The following is a 17,244-nucleotide window of genomic DNA, read 5'->3' on the forward strand; positions in this document are numbered from 1 at the left end:
GGGTAGCGCCGTCGTTGACGCGTCGAGGGGAGTGCCGTGACTAATCGGTTGGCCGAGCGGGCGTGGGTCGCCGTGCCCGAGGGTGCGCTCGTGCTGGTGCCCGTCGGGTCGACGGAGCAGCACGGACCGCATCTTCCCCTCGACACCGACAGCCGGATCGCGACGGCCGTCGCGGAGGAGGCCGCCCGGCTCCATCGCGGGGCGGGCCCGGTGCTCGTCGCGCCGGTACTGGCCTACGCGGCGAGCGGCGAGCACCAGTCCTTCCCCGGCACGATGTCGATCGGCCACGAGGCCCTCGAGGTCGTGCTGACCGAACTCGTGCGGTCGCTCTCCCTCTGGGCCCGACGCATCGTGATCGTCAACGGGCACGGCGGCAACGTCTCGACCCTCGCGCGCACCGTCCCCCGACTCGTCGCCGAGGGGCGCGACGTGGCCTGGCTGCCGTGCGCGGCCGAGGGCGATGCCCATGCGGGCCGCACCGAGACTTCCCTCATGCTGCACCTCGATCCCGGAGCCGTGGACCTGTCCGCCGCCGTGGCCGGCAACGTCGTGCCCGTCGCCGAGCTCATGGCGTCTCTGACCGCGCACGGCGTGCGGTTCGTCTCCCCCTCGGGGATCCTCGGAGACCCGACGGGCGCGAGCGCCGACGAGGGACGCGCCATCCTCGAGGCGATGGCGGAGGATGCCGCGCGCAGGATCGACGCGAACAGTGCGGACGCCCAGGGCCGCCTTCGCGACCCGGCGCCCCCGTGACCCAGCCGGCCGCCCCGCCCGATCTCCCCCTTCCCCCCGGATTCACGGTGCGGCTCGGGCGCACTGTGCGGTCCACGGACGGGGGGCGCGCGCTTATCGGCGGGGCCCCCACCCGGGTGCTCTACCTCACCCCCGCCGCGGTGGGGATGATCGAGGATCGGGTGCTGACCGTGACGAGTGCCGCGACGGCCGCCCTGGCCGACCGCCTGCTCGAGACGGGGATTGCCGACCCGGTCGTCGACCGACTGCCGAGGGCCGATGAGAGTCGGCTGACGGTGGTCGTGCCGGTGCACGGGCGGCCCGCCGCCCTCGACCGGCTGCTCGCGAGCCTCGGGCCGAACGCGCGGGTGGTGGTCGTCGACGACTGCTCGCCGGCTCCCGAACCGATAGCTGCGGTGGTCGTCGCCCACGGTGCCGAACTCGTGCGCCTCGAGGCCAACCTGGGGCCGGCCGGCGCCCGCAACGCCGGGCTGGCGCGGGTGACCACGGAGTTCGTGGCCTTCATCGACGACGACGTTGTCGTCGAGCCGGGCGCCCTCTCCACCATGCTCGGCCACTTCGCCGACCCGCGGGTGGCGCTCGTCGGACCCCGCATCCTCGGCACCACCGATGAGGAGCACTCCAACTGGATCGGGCGCTACGAGCAGGCGCGGTCGTCGCTCGACCTGGGCCGCCACCCCGGCATCGTGCGGCCACGCGCCCCCGTGTCCTGGCTGCCCGGCGCCTGCCTGGTCGCCCGGGTCTCGGCCATCGGCGAGGGCTTCGCTCCCGGACTGCGGGTGGCGGAAGACGTGGACCTGGTCTGGCGGCTCGCCGAGCTGGGCTGGCGTGTGCGCTTCGAGCCGGCGGCGAGCGTGCGGCACGAGCACCGGGTGACGCTCGTCGACTGGCTGTCTCGAAAGGCGTTCTACGGAACGGGCGCGCAGGCGCTCGCCGCGCGCCATCCCCGGAGCATCGCCCCGGTGGTGCTCGCCCCGTGGAGCGTCGGCGTGATCCTGGCCCTCCTCGCCCAGAGGCGCTGGTCGATCCCGGTTGCCCTGGGCATCTCGGCCGTCGCTGCGGCGCGCATCGCCCGCAGGCTCGGCCGCAGCGAGCACCCGGCACGGGACGGCGTGTGGCTCGTCTCGAACGGCGTGGTCGCGGCGCTGGCGCAGGGGGCCGCCCTGCTCCTGCGGCACTGGTGGCCGCTCGCCGCGGTGGGCTGCCTCGTCTCGCGCCGGATGCGCCGCGCGGTGCTGGTGGCCGCGATCGCGGACGCCGCGCTCGAGTACCGCCGCACTGACGCGCGGCTCGAGGCGCGGATCGACCCCCTGCGGTTCGGCCTGGCCCGGCGTCTCGACGATCTGGCCTACGGCGCCGGGGTGTGGCTCGGGGCGATCAGGGGCCGGTCGTTCGCGCCTCTCCGCCCCGACATCCGGGTTCGGGACTCACGCTCCGAGGGCTGACGTCGCGCTCTCAGCCCAGCGCGGCGGCGGCCTCGAAGATGTCCGCGAGCGCCGCCTCGATGCCGGCCACCGTGGACGGTTCCCCGCTCCAGAGGATGCGCAGGACGAGCCCGTCGATGGCGAGCGCCGCGACCCGCGACCCGCGCCCGCCGCCGAGCGCGTTCTCGAGGGCGCGGTACCACCGTTCCGCGGCGTCCCGCAGGGCCTCCCGCCGCATGGCGAGGAAGAGCAGTTCGTACTGGGCGATGACCGCGGCGCGCCTCGTGTGCGTCCAGTCGTGCAGCATCCGAGCGACCTCTCCGATGCCGGGGGTCTCGAGGCGGGCGAAGAGCTCGACCTGTTCCTCGGTGGCCTTGAGCAGCGCGCTCACGAGAAGATCGTCGATGTTCGAAAAGTAGTAGGTGGCCGCGGCGAGCGGAACCCCGGCCTCGGCCGCGACGGCCCGATGGGTGACCGCGCCCGGCCCGCCGCGCTCGAGAACGCGAACGACGGCGTCGAGCAGGGCAGTCCTCCGCGCCTCGCCCTTGGCCGTGCTGCCGGCCACGATCAGTGCCTTCCGCCGAGTTCGAGCATCGTGACTCCGCCGACGACGAGCAGCACCCCGCCGATCTGCACGAGGGTGAGGCTCTCGTTGAAGAGCAGCCAGCTGATCAGCACGACGAGAACGACCCCGATCGCCGCCCAGATCGCGTAGGCGATGCCCAGGGGCACGCCGGCGCCGAGGCTCAGGGAGAGCAGGGAGAAGGCCGCGACGTAGCCGACGACCACGACGATGTACGGCACGACCTTGTTCCCCTCGCCGGCCGTGAACCGGAGTGCGGTCGTGCCGATGACCTCGGCGACGATCGCTCCTGCCAGAAACAGGTATCCCATGGGGTTTCCTCTCAATTATGGTACAAATGTACCAGAATGGCGCGGATTAGGCTCGGATCATGACCGAATCCCGCGTGACCCAGCTTCGACTGGTGGCCGAGACCGATGACTACGACGCCACCGTCGCCTTCTATCGAGACGTGCTCGGCCTCACCGAGCAGGAGTCGTACAGCGGCGAGGGCGGCGCGCAGGTGACGATCCTCGGCATCCCGCGGGCGACGCTCGAGATCGCCAACCGCGCCCAGGTGCGACTCATCGACGACGTGGAGGTGGGTCGTCCGGTGAGCCGCCCGCCGGCCCTCAGCATCCGCGTGGCCTTCGAGGTGCAGGATGCCGCCTCGACCACCACCGCGCTCGAGGCGGGCGGGGCCGAGGTGCTCGCCGCGCCGACCCGCACCCCGTGGAATTCGCTCAACGCGAGGCTCGAGGCGCCGGGGGGACTGCAGATCACCGTCTTCCAGGAGCTCGATTCGTGACCGCTACCGTCACGAAAGTTAGCAATCCGTAAAGAAGATCGGGATGTCGTGGGCATTGCCTAGGGTGGCATCACGTCAACCGCGGGCCTCCCATCCGGGTGGTCCCGGCGAGGCGAACGTGTAAGAAAATCGGGGCCGGGCCGGGTGGGTCATCATCACCGGGGCCGGCCTCGTCCACGGGCTTTCGCCTCGCGCGGTGCGCGCGTGCGGTGCGTCCCCCCGGTGCGTGTCCCGGGTGCTCCGGCGCTACAGTCATTGAATGCGAGAAGCCCCGCGCCAACGCCCGGCGAACGCCGAACTGCTCGTCACCCTCGCCGGTCACGTCAAGGCGAGACCCAGGGCCGTCTTCGAGGCCATCGACGCCAGGCTCCGCCCTGCCGAGACCTCGGGCACCCTCTACACCGCAGACCCGTTCGCCTTCCTGATCATCGCGCAGGGCGGCTGGTGGTACCGGGGCGAGTACCGCGTCGTGCCGGACCAGTACGGGTCGCACGTGGAGCACTACATCCTCAACGTTGCACAGAGGGCCCCGCTGCTCGGCCGCCTCACCGGCCGCTCGGTTCTCAGGAACGCCCCCGCCGAGTTCGAGAAGCTGCTGAGGCGGCTGCGCGCCGAGCTCGAGTGACCATTGCGGAGCCGGCGCCGCCGGGGTGATCTGGCGGCTCTAGGCTCGAGGGGTGTTCGAACTCCATCACCTGACCGCTCAAGAACAATGGGACTGGCTGCAGCGCGGGGAGGTGACGCCCGTCGAACTCGCCGAGCATTACCTGGAGCGCATCGAGCGGCTGGACGGCGGCCTCGGCGCCTTCGTGACCGTGACCGCGGATGCGGCGCTCGAGCGGGCGCGCGCCGTCGCCGAGACGGTGCCGAGGACCGCGCAGCTCTGGGGACTTCCGTTCGGTGACAAGGACCTGGTGAACCGCGCCGGTGTCCCCACCGGATTCGGTTCGCGCCTGATGCGCGGCTTCGTTCCAGACACCTCGGACGAGATCGTCGAGGTGCTGGATGCGGCGGGCGGGGTGAGCCTCGGCAAGACGAACGCGCCGGAATTCGGTCTGCCGAGCTACACCGAGAGCCTCGTCGCCCCACCGGCGCGAAACCCGTGGGACCCCTCGCTGGGCGCGGGGGGATCGAGCGGCGGCGCAGCGGTCGCCGTGTCCGCCGGGCTGCTGCCGTTCGCTCCCGGGTCCGACGGCGGAGGCTCGGTGCGCATCCCCGCCGCGGCCTGCGGGCTCGTGGGTCTCAAGCCCTCGCGCGGACTGGTGCCGAGCGGCACCGGCCTCGACAAGCTCGCCGGGCTCGTCGTGCCCGGGCCCCTCGCGCGCACCGTCGCGGATGCCGCCATGATGCTCGACGCGATGGTCGCCGGTGGCGACTACCCGTTCTCCCTCCGCGCGCCCCGCTGGGACGGCGGCGCCCTGCTCAACGCCGCCGTGCGGGGCGAGGGCCGGTTCCAGCTGGGGGTGATGACCAGCTCGCCGTGGGACGACGCCTACGACGTGCGGGTCTCCGTCGAGGCATCCGACGCGCTCGCCATCGCCGTCGCCGAACTCGATGCCATCGGGCATGGAATCGAGGAGATGCGGCTCGAGCCCGACCCGAGCTATGCGCCGAACTTCCGCACCATCTGGCAGGCCGGGGCGTCCGGCATCCCCGCCGAGGGCGCCGAGCTCGACTCGCTCGAGCCCCTCACTCGCTGGCTGGTCGAGCGCGGCCGGGCAATCTCGGCGCGCGAGCTGATCGCCGCCCTCGCCGCCCTGACGACCTTCGAACGGTCCATCATCCGCCAGTTCTCGCGTTTCGACGCCGTGCTCACCCCGGCTCTCGCACTGACACCGCGACCCGTCGGCTGGTACGACGCCGAGGATGCCGAACTCAACTTCGCCCAGCAGGTGCAGTACACGCCGTTCACCTCCTTCGCGAACGTGACCGGACTCCCCGCGATCACGCTTCCCGTCGCCCAGACCGCGGACGGCATCCCGATGGGAGTGCAACTCGTCGGACGGCCGGGCGGCGAGGCGACCCTCCTCGCGATCGGCGCCCAGCTCGAGCGCCGGCTGCTCTGGCAACGGCGGCACCCGCCGCAGTGGTAGCGGGCGTCACAGGGCGAAGTCGGCGAGGGCAGACCCGTCGAGCGCGAAGCGCCAGTTGCCCGGCCGGAACACGTACACGGGCTCGTTGCCCAGGTACTTCTCGGTGTTCGTCGTCGTCCAGCTTTCGCTTCCGTCCGGGGCGACCTTCGCGACCCATCCTTCGGCGGTCAGCCTCTGTTTCTGGGCCATCGCCTGGGCAGCGGTGATGGGCGAATATCCGAGCACCACACTCGCATCGCTCTCGGGGTATCCCCACTGGCACAGGATGCCTCCAAGGTCGAGAAAGGCCGCCAGTTCGTTTCCCTCCTCGCGCATCCTCGTCGCGAAGCCTTCGGTGAACACCGAGCCGCCGGACGTCAGGCGGGAGAGCGCGGTCGGGGTGACGAGGGTGTCGCAGGCCAGCGACGCGGTCGGCGTCGGAGTGAGCGACGGGCCGGGACTCGCGGACGACACCGAGGGCGACGCGGGTGGCGTCGGCGTCTGGGCCGACCACGTGCAGGCCGAGAGGGCGAGTACAGCCAGGGCCACGATCGCCGTGCCGACTCCGCTCCGTCGCATGGTCATCCCCTTACCGTGAGGATGACTCTAGGGAGTGATCGGCCGGAGGGCCAGCTTCGTTACGCAAGCGATAGCGGGTGGCTACACACCGACGAGCGCGGCGCTCTCCTCCCACAGCCGGGCGGCGACGGCGTCGTCCGACGCGAGTCGGTGGGTGCGGCCGTTCGGGGTGAGACCGTCGAAGTAGGTGCCGCTCGGCGCCCCGACGTCGTCGACCGAGGCGAGGTGCACGAGGGGAGCGGCACCCTGCTCGGGGCTGATTCCGAGGCTGCCGCGACTGACGAACTCGCCGAACCGCTTGAACGCCGAATCGCTGCCGAAACTCGTGATCACGTAGCCGGGGTGGAACGAGTACGCGGTGAGGCCGGTCCGGGCGGTGCGGCGGGCGAGTTCGCGGATGAAGAGGATCGTCTCCAGCTTTACCGTGGCGTATTCCTGCCAGCCGCCGAGCCAGGCGCGTCTCTCGAACTGCAGGTCGTTCAGGTCGAGGTGCGCGAACCGGTTCGCGACGCTCGCCGTGGAGATCACCCGCGCACCGTTCTCCACGAGCCTCGGCAGGAGCAGGTTGGTGAGCAGAAAGGGGGCGAGGTGGTTGTGCTGCAGGGCCCGGTCGAGGCCGTCAGCCGACCGGCCGCGCTTCGACACGAGGCCGCCCGCGTTGTTGGCGAGGGCGTCGATGCGTGGATACCGCGCGAGAAGGCTCGCGGCGAGGGCCCGCACCTCGTCGAGGCTGTCGAAGTCGGCGACGAACGGCGCGCCGCCGACGCGGGCGGCGACGGCGTGGGTGCGCTCCGAGTTGCGCCCCACCACGGCGATGTGCGCCCCTCGCTCGGCGAGGGCGATGGCGGCCGCCCGCCCGACGCCGGAACTCGCGCCGGTGATGACGATCGTGCGTCCGTGCAGGTCACTCTGGGTCACCGATATCCGCCATTCTCCAGTCCGGCCTCGATCTCGAAGCGGTTGTCTGCCGCGTCCTGCCCGGCCGCGACGTAGAGCGGAATGAAGGCGCCCGTAGTGCTTCCATTGTGCACGGTGCACCGCCTCGTGCCGGAGCACCGCCGGGCCGACGTGATCGTGGGTGAGGTAGACAGCACCCACCGTGGTGCCGCCCCGGCCGAACGCCCACCGCGGACAGCCCGCGGCCACGATGAGACCGCCCCGGCCGTGCAGCCGACCGCGGCTGAGGATGCCGCCCCAGACCAGCGCGCACCCGGTGGCGAACCAATAGCCCGGCCGCGCGACGACGGGGGAGAGCAGCAGCGCTCGCGCCCCGGGCACGGACCTCGCCCACGCCTCGAGCCGCACGGCCGCCGCGGTCGCTCGCGCCATCATCCGGCTCATCGCTCCTCGGCCCATTCGTCACCCCACCCTAGGACCGCGCGCGCACAATCCGTTCAGCCGGCAGGCAGGGCGAGCCAATACAGTGACAGCATGGCCGTGAAGCTGGAACGCGTGGCGATGGTGTCGATGCACACCTCGCCGATCGCGCCGGCCGGCACCGGGGATTCCGGCGGAATGAACATCGCCATCCTCTCGATCGCGGCCCAACTCGCCCACCGCGGCATCGAGGTGGACCTGATCACCCGCGCGATCGACCGTCCGGCGGTGACCGAGGTCGCCGAGGGCGTCACCCTGCACGAGCTCGCGGCCGGCCCCGTCGGCGAGCTTCCCAAGAGCCGGCTGCCCGAGGTCGCCGACGAGTTCGGCGAGGCCGTGGCCGATCTCGCCGGTCGCGTCGAGGGACGCTACGACGTGGTCCACGCCCACTATTGGCTCAGCGGGCTCGCGACGCTGCCGGTGGCGCTCGAACTCGGGCTCCCCTTCGTGCAGAGCTTCCACACCGTGGCCGCGATGAAGAACCGCACGCTCGGCGCCGGCCAGCCGGCCGAGTCCGAGCAGCGGGTGCGCACGGAGATGTACCTCGCCAATCAGGCGAGCGCGATCGTCGCCTCCTCGTCCGCGGAGGTCACCGCCCTCATCGACGACGTTCGCGCCCCCACCGAACGGCTCTGGGTGATTCCGCCGGGGGTCGACGTCGGGCTCTTCTCTCCCACTCGGACGGATGCCGCCGAGCTCGCGGTGCGTGAGCAGCTCGCGATCGCCCCCGGCCGCCCGATCATCGCCGTGGTGGGCCGGGTGCAGCAGTTCAAGGACCAGGAACTGGCCATCCGGGCGCTCGCCGAACTGCACGCGATGCGCGGCTGGGCACCGGTGCTCGTGATCGCGGGGGACGCGACGCCGGGCGACGAGGGCTACGCGGCCTCTCTGCGGGTGCTCGCGACCGAACTCGGCGTGCGCGACGACGTGCGGTTCGCCGGGGCGGTCTCGCGGGAATGGCTCGCCAACGTGCTCGCGGCGGCGACGGTGACCCTCGTGCCGTCCCGCTCGGAGACCTTCGGCCTCGTCGCCCTCGAGTCGGCCGCGAGCGGCACGCCGGTGGTGGCGTTCCGCGGGGGCGGCCTCGTCGAATCCGTGTCGGCCGGAGTCTCCGGTTTGCTCGTCGACTCCCGCGAGCCCCGCGTCTGGGCGGTCACGATCGCGCAGTTGCTCGATGACGCGGCGGGGCTCGAGACCCTGTCGCTCAGCGCCCGACACTTCGCGGAGGGCTTCACCTGGGCATCGTCGACCACCGCGCTCATCGGAGTGTATGCCGGTCTGCTGTCCTAGGGCCGCTCTGCTGTCCTAGGGCCGACCGTAGGTCTCGAGCAGCCGCAGCCAGATCTCGTTCATCGTGGGGTAGGCGGGAACGGCGTGCCAGAGCCTCGAGATCGGCACCTCCCCGACGATCGCCGTGGTCGCCGCGTGGATCATCTCCGAGACGTCCTGGCCCACGAAGGTCACCCCGAGGATCACCCCGCGCTTCTCGTCGACCACCATGCGGGCCCGACCGGCGTAGTCGTCCGCGTGCACCGAACTGCCGGCGACCCAGCCGAGGTCGTAGTCGACGACGCGGATCTCGTAGCCGGCCTTCGTGGCCGCCGCGGCGGTGAGTCCGGCAGCGGCGACCTCCGGGTCGCTGAAGGTCACCTGCGGAACGGCCTGGTGGTCGGCGGTGGCCACGTGCGTGCCCCATGGCTCATCAGAGACGGGCTGGCCGGTGGCCCTCGCCACGATCACATCGCCGGCGGCCCGGGCCTGGTACTTGCCCTGGTGGGTGAGGAGCGCGCGGTGGTTCACGTCACCGCAGGCGTAAAGCCAGTCGAACCCGGAGACGAGCATGGTGTCGTCCACGTGCAGCCAGTCGCCGGGGGTCAGGCCGATCGTCTCGAAGCCGAGATCCGAGGTGCGCGGCGTGCGGCCGATCGCCACCAGCACCTCGTCGGCGACGAGGGTCGAGCCGTCGCCGAGGGTGAGCTCGACGCCAGACTCTGTGCGCCGAACCGAGCTCACCGACGCGTCCAGGCGCACGTCGGCGCCGAGCGCCGCGAGGCTCTTGGCGACGATCTCCCCGGCGAACGGCTCCTGGTTCGAGAGCAGCGAGCTCCGCGCCACCACGGTGACCCGGGTGCCGAAGGTGGCGTAGGCGGTGGCCATCTCCACGGCGACGACGCCTCCGCCGAGGATCGCGAGGCTCGTCGGCGCCTTCTTGGCGCTCGTCGCGTCCCGGCTGGTCCAGGGGCCGGCCTCGGCCAGTCCCGGGATGTCGGGCAGCAGGGAGTCCGAGCCGACGCTCACGGCGACGGCGTGACGGGCCGTGTACACCGTCTCGCCCACGGTCACCTGCTTCTCGCCGGAGATGCGGGCGTGGCCGCGCACGAGGTCGATGCCCGCTCCAGCGACCCACGCGACCTGGCTGTCGTCGTTCCAGTCGTGGGTGAAGGAATTGCGGCGGGCGAAGACGGCCGCGACATCCAGCTCTCCGACGGCCTCTCGTGCACCGCCGACGGCCTTCGCCGCCCGCAGCGCGATTCCGCTGCGCAGCAGCACCTTCGACGGGATGCAGGCCCAGTACGAACACTCGCCACCGACGAGCTCGCTCTCGATGATGAGGGCGGTGAGGCCGCCCTGCACGGCGCGGTCGGCGATGTTCTCGCCCACCGCGCCCGCGCCGATCACGATGACGTCGTAGCTGGTTTCGGTCATGGGCTTCTCCTTGGCGTCGATTCAGCGGCCGACGAACTCGGCCTCGGTGCGGGTGACGAAAGCGGTCATTCCGATCCGGGCGTCCTCGCTCGAGGCGAGCCGAACCAGGGCGGGCTGCAGCGCCGCCTCGGCCGCCGCATCCCCCTCGCGCACGGCGAGCCTCGCGTTGGCGAGGGCGGCCTGCACGGCGAGGGGCGCCTGCGCGGCAACCCGGCGGGCGAGTTCGAGGCCGCGGTCGAACTGGGTTCCGTCTGGCACGACCTCTTGCACCAGTCCGATGCGGTGAGCCTCCGCCGCGTCGAAGCTGTCGCCGGTGAGGATCCAGCGCATGGCGTTCCCCCAGCCCACGGCCCGCGGGAAGCGGATCGTCGCCCCGCCGAACGGCAGGATGCCGCGAGCGACCTCGATCTGGCCGAAGGTCGTCGACTCGGCGGCGACGGCGATGTCGCTGGCGAGGATCAGTTCGATTCCGAGGGTGAGGCAGGTGCCCTGCACCGCGATCACCACCGGCTTCGAGAGCTGGCGCCCCGACACCTGCCAGGGGTTGATGCCGCCGTCCGGGGCGATCTCCAGTCCGTCCGCCCCGATGCGCGGGGCGACGTCGGCGAGGTCGAGGCCGCCGGTGAAGTGGTCGCCATGCGCGAACACGAAGCCGACCCTCAGCTCGGGATCGTTCTCGAGTTCGCCGTAGGCGACCGCGAGCTCGGACAACAGCCGGTAGTCGGCCGCGTTGCGCTTCTCCGGACGGTTGAAGCCGATCCTCAGAACGTGGCCGTCCCGCTCGACGGTGATACGTGGGGTCTCGGTCAACGCTGGCCTCTGTTCGGTCGGTCGGATCATCCCATGCTACGGCGGGCGGCGGTCGGCCGTCAGGTGCTGCTGACGGCCCCGATGATGCGCAGGATGCTGCCGAGGTCGTCCCCGGCGGCCGTCGCGTTGCGCGGAGCGAATTCGGTGATGCCGGCGCCGGCCAGCGGCAGGGCCGCCTTCACCGCCGCGATGACCTCGAGCAGCGACTGGAGCGTGACCCCGAACGGCTCCGGGAAGCCGAGGCCGGTGAACTCCGCAGGGTCGAGCACGTCGAGGTCGACGTGGAGGTAGACCGAGGTGGCCCCTGAGGCGGTGAGCGCGTCCCTGATCGACTCGGCGGTGAGCTGCTCCGGCGCGATCAGGCGCACGCCGGCCGAGTCGACGAAGGCAGCCTCGGCGTCGTCGAGGGCACGGGTTCCGGCGAGGATCAGCCGGCCGACCTCGAGCGGTGTCGTCGGGGTGAGCGACGGGTCACCCTCGCCGAGGAGAGTGCGCAACACCATGCCGTGGAAGGCGTGACTGGGCGAGGACTCTGCCGTGTGCAGGTCGGGGTGGGCGTCGAGCCAGACCACCGCCATGGCGTCGTTGACGGCGGCGGCGTGCTGGATCGAGGCCAGCTCGACCCCGCAATCGCCGCCGATCGTCACCGCGAGGCCGCTGATCGAGCCGAGGGCGATGAGCTGGGCATCCCGCACCGCCTGCAAAGAGCTCAGGCGACTCACCCGGGTGCCCTCGTCGTTGCCCGCGCCGAGCGGCACGTCGATCAGCACAGTGGATGTGGTGGGCAGATCCCCGCGGATCGCCTCCGCCCCATCTACCAGTCGCATCGCGCGCGATGAGCCAGAGCCTTGCCATTGGGGGACGACGAGAAAAGTGGCAGCCACACGTCCAGTATGGCTGCCACCGAGGGATTGCGAGTGATCGTTAGAGCGTGCGCGGCGCGATCGCGAGGTTCGCGACGAGCTCGGCCGCGTTCTGGCGAACGACATAGGCGGGGCGGTCACGCTCGAAGCGCCAGCTCTCGGAGAGCGGGCCGACGTTCACCGCGTCGAAACCGAACTCGTCGTAGAGCCTCGTGAGCAGCTCCGTGGCATCCTCGAAATCGGACGAAACGCCCAGGGCGCGGCGGTTCGGCGTGCCGGCCGGGCGCGAGTCCGCGGTGATGTCGGCCGAGGTGATGTGATTGAACCCCTTGACCACCCGCGACTGCGGCAGGTGCTCCTGGAGCAACCCGGAGACCGTCGCGGTGCCGTTGTCGAGCGCCGCATAGTGGCCGTCACGCTCGAAGTAGTAGTTGTTGGTGTCGATCACGACCTTGCCGGCGAGCGGCTCGACCGGCACGTCCGCGTAGTTCTTGAACGGCACCGTCACGACCACGAAGTCGCCGGCCTCCGCCGCCTCGACCGGGGTGGCCGCCCGAGCCTTCGGTCCGAGCTCCTCGATGAGCGCGGACAGGGTCTCCGGTCCGCGTGAGTTGCTGATCACCACGTCATAGCCGTTCTCGATCGCCTTGCGCGCGAGCTGGCCGCCAATGTTTCCTGCACCGATGAATCCGATTGTTGTCATGGCGACTCCAACTGACCGGCCGAGGAATTTGTTCCCGGCGGAGCGTCAGGCTCCGGAGGTGATCGCCGACGGCGGCGGCGAGCCCGCCTTGAGGGCGGCGAGTCGAGCGTCGAGCTCGACCTCGTCGTCCGAGGCGTCGAGCTGTTCGAACTGCGCGTCGAGACTGGATGCCGCGAGCTCCTGCTGGCCCATCACCACGGCCTCCTGGCGGCGGATCTTGTCTTCGAACCGGCTGATCTCGCTGGTCGGGTCGAGCAGGTCGATCGACTTCACCGCGTCCTGCACCTGGCGCTGGGCATCCGCCGTCTTCGACCGCGCGATGAGTTCGTCGCGCTTGGACGACAGCTGGCTCAGCTTGCCGCGCATCGCGTCGAGGCCCTTCTTGAGCTGGTCGACCACCGCCGTCTGGGACGCGATCGTCGGCTCGGCATCCCGTGCCTCCTTCTCCGCGGAGAGCTGACGGCCGAGGGCCACCTTGGCGAGGTTGTCGAACTTGTCGGCGTCGACCGTGTTGCCGGCGGCGCGAAGCTCGTCCGCCTTGCGGCTCGCCGCGAGTGCCTTGTTCCCCCAGTCGCCTGCGTTGCGCACGTCTTCCGCGTGGTCCTGCTCGAGCAGTCGGAGGTTGCCGATCGTCTGGGCCACGGCGCCCTCGGCCTCGGCGATGCTGTTGGTGTAGTCCCGCACCATCTGGTCGAGCATGAGGCCGGGGTCTTCCGCCGAATCGATCAGCGCGTTGATGTTCGCCTTCGCGAGCTGGGCGATCCTGCCGAAGATTGACTGCTTTACCATTTCTCTTCCTTCCCGTTGTGAATCGTTTGCCCGTTGTGAATCGTTGGCGGCAACTAGAACCTGCCGCCGCTCGACCGTCCGCCGCCGCCGAATCCTCCGCCGCTCGACCGACCTCCGCCGGAGCCGCCGAAGCCCCCGCCGAATCCGCCGCCCCCGAATCCGCCCCCGCCGAATCCGCCCCCGCCGAATCCGCCGAACCCGCCTCCGCCGAAGCCCCCGCCGCGCCCGCCACCGCTCAGGAGCCCGCCGATGATGCCGCCGAGGATGGCGCCCCCGATTCCGTTGAGGCCGGACCCGCCGCCCGCGCCGGGGCCCTGGAACGAGTCGACGTCGTCCTGGGCCGCCGAAAGGGCCTCCCTCGAGAGCCGGATCGCGGCGGTCGCCTCGGTGAGCGCCTGCACCGGGTCGGTGGAGGAGAGCGAAACGGCGACCTCGAGGTGCCTGGTGGCCTCAGAGACCCGCGTGCGGGCCGTGCTGCCGACTCCGCCGCGACGGGTCGTGATGAAGTCGTTGGCGGCGGAGATCTGGCTCGACGCCGTGCTGATCGCGGAGGGCAGTTGGGCCGCCGCCGTGCGCACCTTCTCCTGCTCGTCGCGCACCGCGTCGAGCACCCGGTCGAGTTGCGCGTTCGCGGTGCCCAGCGTGCCGAGGCTCGAGAGCGGGTCGCCGGCGTTGCCGGCTTCGGTCGCGGCGGCGAGGGCGGTCTCCGCGGCCGCGATCGACGGGGCCAGCTCGTCGGATGCCGCCGCCGGCAACGCCTTCGCCGTCGCGAGGTCCTGGCGGGTGTCGGTGATCGCCGCGTCGAGCTTCGACTTCGCGTCGGCGAGCCCCAGCGCGAGGGAGTCGATCGCGTCGAGAAGCTGGGCGGTCTGGCCGAGGCTCGCCTGCCCCGCCCGCACGTTGACGGCGGCCGTGCTCAGGTCGTTCTTCGCTAGCGCGTCCCGCGCCGTCGCTGCCGTCGTGTCCACGAAGGCGAGGAGCTTGTCGGCCTGCTCCGGGTTGGTGGCGACTGTCGCGAGCGCCTTCGGCGAGTAGGACGAAGCGAGACCGGCGAGCTTCTCCCGGGAGGCGGCGAGGCGGGTGGCGGCCGCCGAGGCATCCGCCACCACCTTCTCCAGGTCCTGGGGCGCCGACTTCTCCAGCTCGCGCAGGTCGTCGAAGGCGTCGGCCTGTTCGTCGAGCTCGCGGTCGGCGGTCTCGCACAGTTCGATGATCCGCGTGGTCATCGCCCGCTTCTCCTCCGGGGTCTCCGGCACGGCGTCGTCGAGCTTCTGCTTGATGGCGAAGGCCTCCTTCACCTCGGCCTGCGCCTTGGCGAGAGTGGCGCTGAACGGGGTGGTGACCTCGTTGCCGAACTGGGCGATCGCGAAGCCGAGCTCCTGCTCGCTCGACTTGAGCGAGTCGTCGAGCTGCACGAGCAGGCTGCTCGCCTTCGCGTCGAGCTGGTCGAGGGAGAGCTGCGCCGTGCGGGCGGCGGCGAGTTGCCCCGCCCTTCTGCGGCGCGAGCGGATGAACAGGACGAGGCCGAGGCCGAGGAACAGCAGCACGATGATGACGACGATCGTGACGAGGGCGGCCTGGAGGGCGCCACCGGCGATGGCGCTCCCGGTGCCGCCCGATCCGGTCCCGTTCGACCCGGTGCCGCCCGATCCGCCGGCCATCGCGGCGTCGAAACCGTCGGCGGCAGCGATCGCGGCGCCGGCCCAGTCATCGGCCTTCAGCTTCGGCACGACCTCGTTGGTCTCGATGGAGTCCGTCTGCTGCGCGCTGAGCGGCACGGACCCGTCGTAGAAGACGTTGTAGACGCGGTCACTCACGGCGACCGCCAGGAGGATGTTGTTCTTGCCGAGCCCGTTCTTCCTGGCGGTGGCAGCGGCCCAGGCCTGCGGATCGCTCACCCCGGTGAAGCTGTCGACGTAGACCACGAAGAGCTGGACCTTGCTGTCCGCGTAGAGCTTGTCGATGGCCGAGTTGACCTCGGCCTGCCGGCCGCCGAGGGCACCGACCTGGTCGACCACATACCCGCCGGCGAGGTCGACCGGGGGAGTGGCGACGGCGGCGGTTGGTGCGACCAGGCCGATTCCGAGCGCAATGGCCACCGCCGCCAGGGTGGCGAAGAGTCGGTTGCGCATCGAGAGTCGGATGATCTGCCCCTTTGCCGCACGGGTGAATTTTAGGATTCTACCGACACCCGATGTGGCGATGGGGCTAAAGAGGTTAATTCACTTGAGCCTGAGGGAACTGAGCGGTCCGGTCACGAGGTCGGTCGTCACGGGGTCCCCCTCGGTCACGAGATCGATCGCCGCCGAGACCTGGTAGACGCCGGGCGCGACGTGTGGCAGGTCGGTGCGGAAGCTCCCGGCTGAATCGTCCTCGATGCCGCAGGTCACCGGCACGAGGGTGGCACGATAGCTCATCGACGCCCCGGGTTCGAGGTCGACGACGGCGGCCATCGCGATCATCGGGCCATTGCTGTGCCAGAGGGTGATGCCGTCCCTCGAGAGGGTGATGGCGGGCGAGGCCGCCGTCGTGCCGCGCACGCGCGTCGACCCCGTGTTGGTGAGCGTGACCGTGCCCGGCACGCTCTCCGCCGAGGCCGACGCGGCGGGGAAGTCGGCGGTGAGCACCAGGCCGGCAGGGTTGGGGGCCACCTGCGCAAGCTCTCTGCCGCAGGGGTTGAGCTTCTCGGCCGGGGCCCGCTGGATGCCCGGAGCGCCCGTGGCGATCTCCGGCGCGGTCGCTCCGGAGTCGGAGGCACCCGATCCGGCACTCATGGTCGACGGAGGCTGGAAGACTGCCCGCAGGCCGGCGACGCTCGCCACGCCGATGCCCGCGACGGCGAGGGTCGTCGCGCTCCCCAGCGCGAGTTGCTGGCCCAGGCGGCGGCGGGAGCTTCGGCGGATCACGGTCGCGGTGTCGATTCCGCGGGCCGGAGTGGCGGCCGCGCACGCGAACAGGTTCTTCAGGTCAGACTCTGTGGACATGGGGGGCTCCCTGCGCGCTATCGATGGGCTTGGTGGTCGACTGGTGCGTGTCGGTTGGTTCTGCCGCGGCTGGCCCTTCGGCCAGCGCGACCGCCATCTTCGCGAGCCCGTCGCTCAGGTAGCGCTTCACAGTGCCCGGGCTGATGGCGAGCCACTCGGCGATGTCGTCGACCTTGAGGTCTTCGTAGTAGCGCAGCACGAGGCAGGCGCGTTCGCGGGGGCTCAGCTTGCCCAACTCGCCGTGCAGGTCGAGTCGGCTCTCGGCAGCGGGCACGGCGGAGTCGTCGGCCTCCGGCACCACGGTGAGATGGGCGATCTTGCGCCAGCGGGTGGTGCGGCGTCCTCCGTCGAGGTAGGTGTTGAGGATCGCCCGGCGCACGTAGGCCTCGGCGCTCGTGACGGTGAAGCCGTTGCGCAGCCGGCCGAACGTCTTGACCAGGGCGTCCTGCACGAGGTCGGCCGCGTCATCCGGGCTCCCGCAGATCAGGTGCGCGTAGCGCGTGAGGGCGTCACCCCGCTCGGCGACGAGGGTCGTGACGACGTCCCGCCAGCCATCGCCGTGTGCTGCCTGCTGCGTTGCCACTCGTGTCCCCTTGCCTGCGTCGGTTCTACTCTCTACCCCCTAAGAGTCGGTTCTACTCTCTACCCCCTAAGACGCACGGCGCGCGCAAAACGTTGTGTCTGGTCCCTTCCCGCCTCCGCCGCACGCCTCCGCCGCACGCGCTCGCCGCACGCGCGACTGTGCCCGTTTGTCGTCTCCGTGCCACGTCGAGCGGGCACAGAAACGACAAACGGGCACAGTCACGAAACGGGC

18 protein-coding genes are annotated in these 17,244 nt (G+C 71.1%); 6 read left to right on the plus strand and 12 right to left on the minus strand.

Translation table 11 applies throughout. From position 1 onward, the window contains the following. Positions 1-36 precede the first annotated feature (36 nt). Both mftE and mftF read left to right on the plus strand, forming a co-directional pair. The gene (mftE, locus tag FVP33_RS07330) at positions 37-753 is read left to right on the plus strand and encodes a mycofactocin biosynthesis peptidyl-dipeptidase MftE (protein ID WP_147782949.1); all 717 of its coding nucleotides are present in this window, start codon (positions 37-39) and stop codon (positions 751-753) included. Further along, a complete protein-coding gene (mftF, locus tag FVP33_RS07335; RefSeq protein WP_147782950.1) occupies positions 750-2,198 on the plus strand; it encodes a mycofactocin biosynthesis glycosyltransferase MftF in 1,449 nt (482 codons plus the stop codon). The genes mftE and mftF overlap by 4 nt, the downstream gene beginning before the upstream one ends. Positions 2,199-2,208: 10 nt before the next feature. Here mftF and FVP33_RS07340 read toward each other — a convergent pair whose 3' ends face one another. Then, a complete protein-coding gene (locus FVP33_RS07340; RefSeq protein ID WP_187270609.1) occupies positions 2,209-2,742 on the minus strand; it encodes a TetR/AcrR family transcriptional regulator in 534 nt (177 codons plus the stop codon). 2 nt (positions 2,743-2,744) lie between these two features. Next, the gene (locus FVP33_RS07345) at positions 2,745-3,071 is read right to left on the minus strand and encodes a DMT family transporter (RefSeq protein ID WP_147782952.1); all 327 of its coding nucleotides are present in this window, start codon (positions 3,069-3,071) and stop codon (positions 2,745-2,747) included. Between the two features lie 59 nt (positions 3,072-3,130). Here FVP33_RS07345 and FVP33_RS07350 point away from each other — a divergent pair, with 59 nt between their 5' ends. From FVP33_RS07350 to FVP33_RS07360, 3 genes are all read left to right on the plus strand, one after another. Beyond that, positions 3,131-3,547 carry a VOC family protein gene (locus tag FVP33_RS07350; protein WP_147782953.1) on the plus strand — a complete coding sequence of 139 codons (417 nt, stop codon included), beginning with the start codon at positions 3,131-3,133 and terminating at the stop codon, positions 3,545-3,547. A gap of 259 nt (positions 3,548-3,806) precedes the next feature. Beyond that, entirely contained in the window at positions 3,807-4,172 is a 366-nt protein-coding gene (locus FVP33_RS07355) for a hypothetical protein (RefSeq protein WP_147782954.1), read from the plus strand. A gap of 52 nt (positions 4,173-4,224) precedes the next feature. Next, entirely contained in the window at positions 4,225-5,640 is a 1,416-nt protein-coding gene (locus FVP33_RS07360) for an amidase (protein WP_147782955.1), read from the plus strand. Between the two features lie 6 nt (positions 5,641-5,646). On the opposite strand, the gene FVP33_RS07365 is transcribed toward FVP33_RS07360, so the two are convergent. Continuing rightward, positions 5,647-6,198 (minus strand): hypothetical protein, encoded by a 552-nt coding sequence (locus tag FVP33_RS07365; RefSeq protein ID WP_187270610.1) that lies wholly within the window; start codon positions 6,196-6,198, stop codon positions 5,647-5,649. 81 nt (positions 6,199-6,279) lie between these two features. Next, positions 6,280-7,539: an SDR family NAD(P)-dependent oxidoreductase gene (locus FVP33_RS07370; protein ID WP_246142216.1), complete on the minus strand. Its 1,260-nt coding sequence runs from the start codon at positions 7,537-7,539 to the stop codon at positions 6,280-6,282. A gap of 90 nt (positions 7,540-7,629) precedes the next feature. On the opposite strand from FVP33_RS07370, the gene FVP33_RS07380 reads away from it, so the two are divergent. After that, a complete protein-coding gene (locus tag FVP33_RS07380) occupies positions 7,630-8,865 on the plus strand; it encodes a glycosyltransferase (protein WP_147782957.1) in 1,236 nt (411 codons plus the stop codon). 15 nt (positions 8,866-8,880) lie between these two features. On the opposite strand, the gene FVP33_RS07385 is transcribed toward FVP33_RS07380, so the two are convergent. The 8 genes from FVP33_RS07385 to FVP33_RS07420 form a co-directional block, all read right to left on the minus strand. Next, the gene (locus FVP33_RS07385; protein WP_147782958.1) at positions 8,881-10,281 is read right to left on the minus strand and encodes a dihydrolipoyl dehydrogenase family protein; all 1,401 of its coding nucleotides are present in this window, start codon (positions 10,279-10,281) and stop codon (positions 8,881-8,883) included. A 21-nt stretch (positions 10,282-10,302) separates the two neighbouring features. Continuing rightward, positions 10,303-11,121, minus strand: coding sequence for a crotonase/enoyl-CoA hydratase family protein (locus FVP33_RS07390; protein ID WP_147782959.1), 819 nt, complete (start codon positions 11,119-11,121; stop codon positions 10,303-10,305). 29 nt (positions 11,122-11,150) lie between these two features. Continuing rightward, entirely contained in the window at positions 11,151-11,918 is a 768-nt protein-coding gene (locus FVP33_RS07395) for an arginase family protein (RefSeq protein WP_246142217.1), read from the minus strand. A gap of 97 nt (positions 11,919-12,015) precedes the next feature. Continuing rightward, positions 12,016-12,657 (minus strand): NADPH-dependent F420 reductase, encoded by a 642-nt coding sequence (locus tag FVP33_RS07400; RefSeq protein ID WP_147782961.1) that lies wholly within the window; start codon positions 12,655-12,657, stop codon positions 12,016-12,018. 45 nt (positions 12,658-12,702) lie between these two features. Continuing rightward, a complete protein-coding gene (locus FVP33_RS07405; protein ID WP_147782962.1) occupies positions 12,703-13,446 on the minus strand; it encodes a PspA/IM30 family protein in 744 nt (247 codons plus the stop codon). Positions 13,447-13,499: 53 nt separating this feature from the next. Next, positions 13,500-15,578 carry a TPM domain-containing protein gene (locus FVP33_RS07410; protein ID WP_147782963.1) on the minus strand — a complete coding sequence of 693 codons (2,079 nt, stop codon included), beginning with the start codon at positions 15,576-15,578 and terminating at the stop codon, positions 13,500-13,502. A gap of 90 nt (positions 15,579-15,668) precedes the next feature. Beyond that, positions 15,669-16,430, minus strand: coding sequence for a hypothetical protein (locus tag FVP33_RS07415; RefSeq protein ID WP_147782964.1), 762 nt, complete (start codon positions 16,428-16,430; stop codon positions 15,669-15,671). Continuing rightward, the gene (locus FVP33_RS07420; RefSeq protein ID WP_147782965.1) at positions 16,414-17,013 is read right to left on the minus strand and encodes an RNA polymerase sigma factor; all 600 of its coding nucleotides are present in this window, start codon (positions 17,011-17,013) and stop codon (positions 16,414-16,416) included. The genes FVP33_RS07415 and FVP33_RS07420 overlap by 17 nt, the downstream gene beginning before the upstream one ends. Positions 17,014-17,244 lie beyond the last annotated feature (231 nt).

It is taken from the genome of Lacisediminihabitans profunda (assembly GCF_008040105.1).
Classification (GTDB): Bacteria; Actinomycetota; Actinomycetes; order Actinomycetales; family Microbacteriaceae; genus Lacisediminihabitans; species Lacisediminihabitans profunda.

Bases quoted from the DNA above. Each gene is read 5' to 3' on its own strand.
- FVP33_RS07395 (WP_246142217.1), bottom strand. From the start codon at position 11,918: ATGCGACTGGTAGATGGGGCGGAGGCGATCCGCGGGGATCTGCCCACC.
- FVP33_RS07415 (WP_147782964.1), bottom strand. From the start codon at position 16,430: ATGTCCACAGAGTCTGACCTGAAGAACCTGTTCGCGTGCGCGGCCGCC.
- FVP33_RS07405 (WP_147782962.1), bottom strand. From the start codon at position 13,446: ATGGTAAAGCAGTCAATCTTCGGCAGGATCGCCCAGCTCGCGAAGGCG.
- FVP33_RS07350 (WP_147782953.1), top strand. From the start codon at position 3,131: ATGACCGAATCCCGCGTGACCCAGCTTCGACTGGTGGCCGAGACCGAT.
- FVP33_RS07365 (WP_187270610.1), bottom strand. From the start codon at position 6,198: ATGCGACGGAGCGGAGTCGGCACGGCGATCGTGGCCCTGGCTGTACTC.
- FVP33_RS07380 (WP_147782957.1), top strand. From the start codon at position 7,630: ATGGCCGTGAAGCTGGAACGCGTGGCGATGGTGTCGATGCACACCTCG.
- FVP33_RS07345 (WP_147782952.1), bottom strand. From the start codon at position 3,071: ATGGGATACCTGTTTCTGGCAGGAGCGATCGTCGCCGAGGTCATCGGC.
- FVP33_RS07370 (WP_246142216.1), bottom strand. From the start codon at position 7,539: ATGAGCCGGATGATGGCGCGAGCGACCGCGGCGGCCGTGCGGCTCGAG.
- FVP33_RS07410 (WP_147782963.1), bottom strand. From the start codon at position 15,578: ATGCGCAACCGACTCTTCGCCACCCTGGCGGCGGTGGCCATTGCGCTC.
- FVP33_RS07385 (WP_147782958.1), bottom strand. From the start codon at position 10,281: ATGACCGAAACCAGCTACGACGTCATCGTGATCGGCGCGGGCGCGGTG.
- FVP33_RS07400 (WP_147782961.1), bottom strand. From the start codon at position 12,657: ATGACAACAATCGGATTCATCGGTGCAGGAAACATTGGCGGCCAGCTC.
- FVP33_RS07355 (WP_147782954.1), top strand. From the start codon at position 3,807: ATGCGAGAAGCCCCGCGCCAACGCCCGGCGAACGCCGAACTGCTCGTC.
- FVP33_RS07390 (WP_147782959.1), bottom strand. From the start codon at position 11,121: ATGATCCGACCGACCGAACAGAGGCCAGCGTTGACCGAGACCCCACGT.